General features: G+C 72.4%; 8 protein-coding genes. 4 read left to right on the forward strand and 4 right to left on the reverse strand.

Features of this window, described 5'->3' with window-relative positions; translation table 11 throughout:
• Positions 1 to 495: M23 family metallopeptidase (locus J0670_RS21660; protein ID WP_207813298.1), on the forward strand; the 495-nt coding region annotated here is incomplete at its 5' end.
• A gap of 15 nt (positions 496 to 510) precedes the next feature.
• On the opposite strand, the gene J0670_RS21665 is transcribed toward J0670_RS21660, so the two are convergent.
• Positions 511 to 1,152 (reverse strand): TetR/AcrR family transcriptional regulator, encoded by a 642-nt coding sequence (locus J0670_RS21665; RefSeq protein WP_207813299.1) that lies wholly within the window; start codon positions 1,150 to 1,152, stop codon positions 511 to 513.
• 221 nt (positions 1,153 to 1,373) lie between these two features.
• On the opposite strand from J0670_RS21665, the gene J0670_RS21670 reads away from it, so the two are divergent.
• Complete coding sequence (locus J0670_RS21670; RefSeq protein ID WP_207813300.1) at positions 1,374 to 2,966, forward strand: DHA2 family efflux MFS transporter permease subunit; 1,593 nt, start codon at positions 1,374 to 1,376, stop codon at positions 2,964 to 2,966.
• 79 nt (positions 2,967 to 3,045) lie between these two features.
• Here the strand turns inward: J0670_RS21670 and J0670_RS21675 are convergent, their stop codons facing one another.
• Positions 3,046 to 3,963: an A/G-specific adenine glycosylase gene (locus tag J0670_RS21675; protein WP_207813301.1), complete on the reverse strand. Its 918-nt coding sequence runs from the start codon at positions 3,961 to 3,963 to the stop codon at positions 3,046 to 3,048.
• A 191-nt stretch (positions 3,964 to 4,154) separates the two neighbouring features.
• Between J0670_RS21675 and J0670_RS21680 the strand changes: the two genes are divergently transcribed.
• Positions 4,155 to 5,018 carry a hypothetical protein gene (locus J0670_RS21680; protein WP_207813302.1) on the forward strand — a complete coding sequence of 288 codons (864 nt, stop codon included), beginning with the start codon at positions 4,155 to 4,157 and terminating at the stop codon, positions 5,016 to 5,018.
• A 141-nt stretch (positions 5,019 to 5,159) separates the two neighbouring features.
• Here J0670_RS21680 and disA read toward each other — a convergent pair whose 3' ends face one another.
• Complete coding sequence (gene disA / locus J0670_RS21685) at positions 5,160 to 6,218, reverse strand: DNA integrity scanning diadenylate cyclase DisA (RefSeq protein ID WP_207813304.1); 1,059 nt, start codon at positions 6,216 to 6,218, stop codon at positions 5,160 to 5,162.
• A gap of 201 nt (positions 6,219 to 6,419) precedes the next feature.
• Positions 6,420 to 7,931 carry a DNA repair protein RadA gene (radA, locus tag J0670_RS21690; protein WP_207813303.1) on the reverse strand — a complete coding sequence of 504 codons (1,512 nt, stop codon included), beginning with the start codon at positions 7,929 to 7,931 and terminating at the stop codon, positions 6,420 to 6,422.
• Positions 7,932 to 8,091: 160 nt separating this feature from the next.
• Between radA and J0670_RS21695 the strand changes: the two genes are divergently transcribed.
• Positions 8,092 to 8,702, forward strand: a 611-nt coding sequence (locus J0670_RS21695) for an RNA polymerase sigma factor (protein ID WP_374223141.1), incomplete at its 3' end; no start/stop codon positions are given.

The raw sequence follows: 8,702 nt of genomic DNA on the forward strand, positions 1-8,702 counted from the left end.
CCGGCCCCCCAACCGCAGCCCGAACCGCAGCCCGAACCCCAGCCCGAACCCCAGCCCGAACCGGAGCCCGCGCCGGAGCCCGCGCCGGAGTGGTCGGCGCCGGTGCCGGACGCGCCGACCAGCAATCCGTACGGGGTCGCCAACTCCGAGTACGCCGCCGGGTACCACACCGGGGTGGACTTCGCGGTCAGCCCGGGCACGACGGTGCTGGCGGTCGGCAACGCGACGGTGGTGTCGGCCGGTTGGGACGGCGCGTACGGCAAGGAGGTCGTGCTGCGGCTGGAGGACGGGCGCTTCGCGCAGTACGCGCACCTGTCCTCGGTCTCGGTCTCCCCGGGCGAGCGGGTGTCGGTGGGCGAGCGGGTCGGGCTGTCCGGGAACACCGGCAACTCGACCGGGCCGCACCTGCACTTCGAGATCCGCACCAGCAACCGCTACGGCGCGGTGATCAACCCGATCGCGTACCTCTCCGGGCACGGCGTCACCGCGTTCTGACGGGACGGCGGCCGCTCAGTCGGTGGGCGGGGCGGGGTGGCTGATCCGGGCGCCGATGTCCAGCGCGACGTCCCGGGCCGCCCCGATCGCCACCTCCAGGGTGGGCGCCGTGCTCAGCGGCTCGCCCCAGACGTTCTCGGCGGCGGCGTCGCCGCAGGCCGGGCCGTCCTGCTTGAGCAGGAACAGCGCCGAGTGCACGGTGAACAGCGCCATCGCGGCCCGCAGCCGGTCGTGGAAGTCCGCCTCCGGCCCGTGCACCAGCTGGATCATGGTGATCATGCGGTCCCGGAAGGCCAGCCCGGCCGGGGACTCGCGCAGGGCGGGCTGGTTCTCGTGGAAGAAGCGCAGCAGCGGCGCGCGTTCGGCCATGCTGTCCGCGAAGCGCCGGATCAGCTCGTCGCGCACCTCCGGGCTCCAGGACTGCTTCCGGCCCCACTCGATGCACTCGTCGATCGGCGCGGCCATCCGCTCGACGATGCCCAGGACGATGTCGTCCTTGGTCTTGAAGTGGTAGTAGAGCGCGGCCTTGGTGACGCCCAGCCGGTCGGCGATCTCCCGCAGTGAGGTCTGCTCGTAGCCATGCTCCGAGAAGAGCTCCAACGACACCTCGATGATGCGAGCCCGGGTGTCGCTGCGGGGGCTGTGCGGAGTGGCCATGGCCTGCCTCATGACTGCGTCGGTGACTGCTGCGGACCCCGGGGATGGCGTCCGCCCCGGGCTCATTCTCCCTGCCCAGGTGGCCGGTCGGGAAACTAGCTTGACGACCGGCTAGGAAACAACTTACCGTACCGACGATCGATAAACTAGCCGGGCGACAAGTAAGTGAGTCGCCGCACGGCCCGACGCTCGTCCGAACCACCCTCGGGAGACCCCACCCCATGTCACAGTCCAAGACCGCCGGCCCCGTGCCGGAGGACAAGACGGCCGAGGAGGAGCAGCCGCGGTCACCCCGCGAGATCCGCCTCGTGATGGTCGGCCTGGTCGTCACCATGCTGCTGGCCATGCTCGACAACCTGATCGTCGGCACCGCGATGCCGACCATCGTCGGCGACCTGGGCGGCGCCGAGCACCTGTCCTGGGTCGTCACCGCGTACACCCTGGCCACCGCCGCCTCCACCCCGATCTGGGGCAAGCTCGGCGACATGTACGGCCGCAAGGGCACCTTCCTGACCTCGATCGTGATCTTCCTGGTGGGCTCGGCGCTGTCCGGCCTGTCGCAGAACATGAACGAGCTGATCGGCTTCCGCGCCGTGCAGGGCCTGGGCGCCGGCGGTCTGATGGTCGGCGTCATGTCGATCATGGGTGCGCTCGTCCCGCCGCGTGACCGCGGCAAGTACCAGGGCATGTTCGCCGCGGTGATGGCCCTCGCCACCATCGGCGGCCCGCTGGTCGGCGGCTTCATCACCGACCACCTGAGCTGGCACTGGACCTTCTACATCAACCTGCCGCTCGGTGTGATCGCGCTCGCCGTGGTCATGGTCACCCTGAAGCTGCCGAAGGTCCGCAGCAACGCCCGGATCGACTACCTGGGCGCGATCCTGCTCACCACGGGCATCACCTCGCTCGTGCTGATCACCACCTGGGGCGGCCAGCAGTACGACTGGGGCTCCAAGCAGATCCTCGGCCTGTCCGCGCTCGCGGTGGCCTCGCTGATCGCCTTCTGCTACGTGGAGCAGCGGGTCGAGGAGCCGATGCTGCCGCTGGGCCTGTTCAAGAACCTGAACTTCACCCTGGTCTCGATCATCGGCTTCATCGTCGGTTTCGTGATGTTCGGCTCGACCGTCTTCCTGCCGCTCTACCAGCAGATCGTCCAGGGCGCCTCGGCGACCAACTCCGGCCTGCTGCTGATGCCGATGATGTTCGGCATGCTGGTGGTCTCGCTGGTGGTCGGCCAGGCCGTCACCAAGACCGGCAAGTACCGGATCTTCCCGATCATCGGCACCGTCGTGATGACCGGCGGTCTGATCCTGCTCTCCACCATGGGCGTCGGGACCAGCAGCTTCACCTCGGCCTGCTGGATGATCGTGCTCGGCGCCGGCATGGGCTTCCTGATGCAGATCACCATGCTGGTCGCGCAGAACAGCGTCGAACTCAAGGACATGGGCGTGGCCAGTTCCACCGCCACCCTGTTCCGCACCATCGGCGGTTCCTTCGGTGTCGCGCTGTTCGGCGCGCTGTTCAACAACCGGGTCACCGACACCATGAAGGAGCGGCTCGGCGAGCAGGCCACCTCCGGCGGTGTGCAGGACCCGGGTCAGATGAGCCCGGCCGCCCTGCGCAAGCTGCCCGAGGCCGTTCAGGACGCCTACCACCACGCGGTGTCCAACGGCATGCACACCGTCTTCCTCTGGGGCGCCGGAGTGGCCGTGATCGCGATCGCCGCCGCGGTGTTCCTGCGCGAGGTGCCGCTGCGCGGCACCGGCAAGGGCGAGGAGCCGGCCGAGGCCTCGCTGGAGGCCGCGGCCGTCTGACGACCGCGGAGCGCACGACGGCGCCCCCGGAAGGTTCGAGCCTTCCGGGGGCGCCGTCGTTGTTCACTGCCGTCGTCGTTCACTGGGGCAGTCGGTAGACGCCCTGTTCCACGGGTTCGACCAGGCCGTCGGCGACCAGGCCGTCCAGGGCCCTGGCCCGCTGCACCGCGTCCGGCCAGACCGCGTCCAGCCGGGCCTGCGGCACCGTGCCGTGCGCCTCGCGCAGCACCGCGAGCAGCTTGCCGCGCACCTGGCGGTCCGTGCCCTCGTAGGACTGGCCGCGCCGGGCCGGGCCCTCGTACGGCGGGCGGCCGGCCCGTTGCCAGGCGCAGGAGGTGAACAGCGGGCAGTCCCCGCACTCCGGGCCCCGGGCGGTGCAGACCAGCGCACCCAGCTCCATCACGCCGACCGCCCAGGTGGCGGCGGTCTCGGCGTCGTCGGGCAGCAGCGCGGTGGCGGTACGGCGCTCGGCGGCGGTGGTGGCCTGGGCCGGGTACTCGACACCGGTCACCGCGCGGGCGAAGACCCGGCGGACGTTGGTGTCCAGCACCACGTGGCGCTGGCGGAAGGCGAAGGAGGCGACCGCGGCGGCAGTGTACTCCCCCACCCCGGGCAGCGAGAGCAGCGTGGCGTGGTCGTCCGGGACCTCGCCACCGTGCTCCTCGGTGATCGCCACGGCGGCCGCGTGCAGCCGCAGCGCGCGGCGCGGGTAGCCCAGCCGGCCCCACATCCGGACCGCTTCGCCGGGTGCCTCGGCGGCGAGGTCGGCCGGGGTGGGCCAGCGGGTCAGCCAGGCCTCCCAGGCGGGCAGCACCCGCTTCACCGGGGTCTGCTGGAGCATGAACTCGCTCACCATGACCGCCCAGGGCGTCGCGTCGGGCGTCCGCCAGGGCAGGTCGCGCTTGCTGGCCTCGTACCAGTCGATGACGGTCGAGTGCAGCACGGGCAGGGGCAGCCGGGGTGCGGGTACGGCTTCGGTGGCGGTGATGGCAGTCATGGCCCTTCGATCCTCCCATGACCGCGAGCCCGGCCGAAGTGGAGGAGCCGGATCCGGATGGCCGGAAACCGCCGGGAGAACCCGGTTCGGGGGCTCCCTCGAACGGCTCAAATGGCGGATCATGTGAAGGAAGGGGCGACTGTGCGGTGTTGGTGAGTCAATAGCCACACACAGTCTCGTAGAGTTTGATCGTGCCCTCTCTGCGTCAACCCGTAGGACCGCTGCCGGCCTCGATCTACTGGCGTCGGCGCGTCGTCGTGCTCGCCGCCGTCGCGGCGGTGATCGCCCTGATCGCCTGGCTGATGACGGATCAGGGCGGTGACGGCGGCTCACAGAGCAAGGCCGCACAGGCCGTACCGTCGCAGTCCCAGAGCCAGAGCCCCGCGCAGGCGATCACGCCGGGCGCCTCCCCGAGCGGTCCCGCGGCGCCTCCGGGCGGCGGGAGCACCGGCGGCAACCCCAACGGCGGCGGCCCGGTGGCCGGCGGGGGCGGCAGCGAGGTCAGCCTCAGCACCGGCGGCACCGGCGGCGCCAACCCAGCGCCCGCGGGCGGCGGGGCGGCAGGCTCCGGCGGCGGAACCGGCGGCGGCGCGAGCGGCTCGAGCGGCGGCGCTCCGGCGGTGAACACCGCCGAGGTGATGGCGCTGCCGGTCTGTGCCTCCTCGCAGGTGGCACTGGAGCTCGCCGGCACCCAGAACTCGTTCCAGCCCAAGGACAAGCCGCGGCTGGCCCTGACGGTCAAGAACTCCTCCGGCACCAACTGCCGGGTGGACCTGGGCCGTAGCGCCTCGGTGATCACCGTGAGCGGCAACGGCAACGACCGGGTCTGGTCCTCCGGCGACTGCCCGTCCGACAAGGGCAGCATCTGGGTGCAGCTCCCCGCCAACGGCAGCCAGACCGAGACCTTCACCTGGGACCGCAGCCGCAGCAAGCCGCAGTGCGCGACCGCCGAGCAGGCGCCGCCGGCGAACGGGACCTACGTGGTGCTCGCGGAGCTCACCGGGCTCTCGGGCGACAAGGTGTCGGCGCGGACCTCGATCCGGCTGGACAGCTGAGGATCGGTCAACTTCCCCGTACGGAGCCCCCGGCCGCTGAGCGGTCGGGGGCTCCGGCGTCGGGGCTCCGAGGTGGCCCGAGACGTCGGACGGCCCCCGGGGAAGCGTTTCTCCGGGGGCCGTCCGAGGCTGGTCGTCCGGTCAGACGTAGCGCTCCAGGATGGACGATTCGGCGAGACGGGACAGACCCTCGCGGACCGAGCGGGCGCGGGTCTCGCCGACGCCCTCGACCGTCTGCAGGTCGTCGATGCTGGCGGCGAGCAGCTTCTGCAGACCGCCGAAGTGCTCGACCAGGCGCTCTATCACCGTGTTGGGCAGGCGCGGGATCTTCGCCAGCAGGCGGTAGCCGCGCGGGGAGACGGCGGAGTCCAGCGACTCCGGCGAGCCCGAGTAGCCGAGCGCCTTGGCGACCGTCTGCAGGTCCAGCAGTTCGGCGTGGGTGAGCGCCTCCAGGTCGGCCAGCACCTCGGTGACCGTCCGGCCCTTCTTGGCGGCCCGCTCGGGGAAGTAGTCCCGGGCGACCAGTTCGCGCTCCGGCTCCACGCCCGCGATCAGCTCGTCCAGCTGGAGCGAGAGCAGTCGGCCGTCGATGCCGAGCTCCAGCACGTAGCCGGCGATCTCGGTGGCGATCAGCCGGACCATCTCCAGGCGCTGGGCCACCGCCGTGACGTCCCGGACCGTCACCAGGTCCTCGATCTCCAGCGCGGACAGCGTGCCGGCCACCTCGTCCAGGCGCAGCTTGTAGCGCTCCAGGGTGGCCAGCGCCTGGTTGGCGCGGGAGAGGACGGTGGTGGAGTCCTCCAGCACCCGGCGGGTGCCGTTGACGTACATGGCGATCAGCCGCATCGAGTGCGAGACCGCGACCACTGGGAAGCCGGTCTGCCGGTTGACCCGCTCGGCGGTGCGGTGGCGGGTGCCGGTCTCGTCGGTGGGGATGGTGGAGTCCGGCATCAGGTGGACGCCGGCCCGGACGATCTTGGTGATGTCCTTGTCGAGCACCACCGCGCCGTCGAGCTTGCACAGCTCGCGCAGGCGGGTCGCGCTGAACTCGACGTCCAGGACGAAGCCGCCGGTGCACAGGGACTCGACGGTCTTGTCGAAGCCCAGCACGATCAGGCCACCGGTGTTGGCCCGCAGGACCCGTTCCAGGCCGTCACGAAGCGCGGTACCGGGCGCGATGGCGGTGAGGGAGGCCCGCAGCAGGGCCTCCTCACGGGAGGCCTTGTCCGCCCCCCGGTCGCTGGCTGCCACGTGACTCCTCCGGTCGACCCGTGCCGCGCGCCTCACGCCGTGCGCCGGTCCGCGGTCTGTTGCTCTGTCGCTCAGTACCGCTCCGGTACTGCCTTTTGGCCAATGAGACTGGAGAAAGTCTAACTGCGTGCGGCTTCGGCAGGGCTTGGGTCAGCGCAGTTCGTCGGAGTCCAGCGGCTCCCAGCCCTCCATGAGCTCCTCCGCGTGGGCCGGGACCCGGGCCGCGCGGGGCGCCGGCGGCGCCGACGGAGCCTCACCACGCGCCTCGCCGCGCGGCTTGGCGGCGGCCCGACGACGGCCCGGGATGGCCCGCAGTGCCTCGCCGATGTCGGCCACCTCGACCACCTTCATGCCCGGCGGCACCTTGCCCGGGTCCGGCGGGACCAGGGCGTGGGTGAAGCCCAGCCGGTGCGCCTCGGCGAGCCGCCGCTGCACACCCGTCACCCGCCGCACCTCGCCCGCCAGACCGACCTCGCCGATCGCCACCAGGTTGCTGGGCAGCGGGGTGTCGGTGGAGGAGCTGGCCACCGCGAGCGCGACCGCGAGGTCCGCGGAGGGCTCGGTCAGCTTCACGCCGCCGACCGTCGCGGTGTAGATGTCCTGCTTGCCGAGCTTCACCCCGCCGTGCCGCTCGACCACGGCCAGGATCATCGCGATCCGGGGCGACTCCAGGCCCGAGGTGGTGCGGCGCGGGGAGGGGATCTGCGAATCCACCATCAGCGCCTGCACCTCGGCCACCAGCGGGCGCTTGCCCTCCAGGGTGACGGTGAGGCAGGTGCCGGGGACGGGCTTGTCACGCCTGGTCAGGAAGAGGCCGGACGGATCGGCCAGGCCGACGATGCCCTCGTCGTGCAGCTCGAAGCAGCCCACCTCGTCGGTGGCGCCGTAACGGTTCTTGACACCGCGGATGAGCCGCAGCCGGGCGTGCCGGTCGCCCTCGAAGCTCAGCACCACGTCCACCAGGTGCTCCAGCAGGCGCGGGCCGGCGATCTGGCCGTCCTTGGTGACGTGGCCGACCAGCAGGGTGGCCATGCCGCGCTCCTTGGACGCCCGGATCAGCGCGCCCGCCACCTCGCGGACCTGGGCCGGGCCACCGGGGGCGCCGTCCAGCTCGGCGGAGGCGATCGTCTGCACCGAGTCCAGGATCAGCAGGCCGGGGTTGACCGCCTCGATGTGCCCGAGCACGGCGCCGAGGTCGGACTCGGCGGCGAGGTAGAGGTGCTCGGAGAGCGCGTTGATCCGGTCGGCGCGCAGCCGGACCTGGCCGGCCGACTCCTCGCCGGTGACGTAGAGCGTGCGGTGCTGCGCGGTGGCCGCCTTGGCGGCGACGTCCAGCAGCAGGGTCGACTTGCCGACGCCGGGCTCGCCGGCCAGCAGCACCACCGCGCCGGGGACCAGCCCGCCGCCGAGCACCCGGTCCAGCTCCGGCACGCCCGTCGAGCGGGCCGTCGCGACCTGGCCGTCTACCTGGGCGATCGGGCGGGCGGGCGCGCTGACCGGGCCGGCCGCGGTGGTGCGGATCGGCACCGCTCCGTACTCCTCGACCGTGCCCCAGGCGTTGCACTCCGGGCAGCGGCCGACCCACTTGGGCAGCTGGTTGCCGCACTCGGTGCAGCGGTAGGCCGGGCGCGGCTTGGCGGTGGTCTTGGAACGCGGAGGCATGCGGCCCACCGTAGCGCCTGGGTACGACAGCGGCGGCCGGGTACGGCGGCACCCGATCCCGTGGCAGGGCCCACACAGATGGGCGATGTTGTTACCCGAAAGAAGTACATACGCGGCGAACAGCGGGGTCGACCGGCCCTTCGTGCCTACCGTCGTACGGGTGACCACGCGAACTGTTGGACCCGGGGCCGGGACGCGGGCCGCCGCGGTGCTCGCGGCGTACGACCGGCAGGCGGACGGCCTGTTCACCTACTGCCTCTCGGTGCTGTGCGAGCACGACGCGGCCGGCGCGGCACTGCGCGAGGTCCGCGAGCTGGCTCGACGGCATGGCACCCGGCTGGCCGAGCCCGGACTGGTGCGGGCCTGGCTGTTCTCGCTGGCCCGCTACTGCTGCCTGCGGCGGCTGGCGGACGGGCCCGGGCGGGAACCCGGCGCGGAGCCGACCGAGGCCGAGGCGGCCCGGCGACGGCGCGAGCTGGCCTCGCTCGCCTGGCCGGAGGCGGCCGGTACGGACCCGGAGCAGCGCGAGGCGCTGGAGCTGTCCGCCCGGCACCGGCTGACCCCGCTGGAGGTCGCGGCGGTGCTGGGCCTGCCGTTCGAGCGGACCCGCGAACTGCTCGCCGCCGCCGAGGCCGAGGTGGCCAGGACCAGGGCGGCGCTGCTGGTGCTCGGGGTGGGCAGCTGCCCGGAGCTGGACCGGCTCGGTGGGGCCGGGGCGGAGTCCTGGCGGGACTGGGTGCTCGGCCCGGCGCTGCGGCGGGAGCTGGTGCA

Origin of the sequence: Streptomyces sp. FH025 (genome assembly GCF_017427025.1) — a bacterium.
Taxonomy (GTDB): domain Bacteria; phylum Actinomycetota; class Actinomycetes; order Streptomycetales; family Streptomycetaceae; genus Kitasatospora.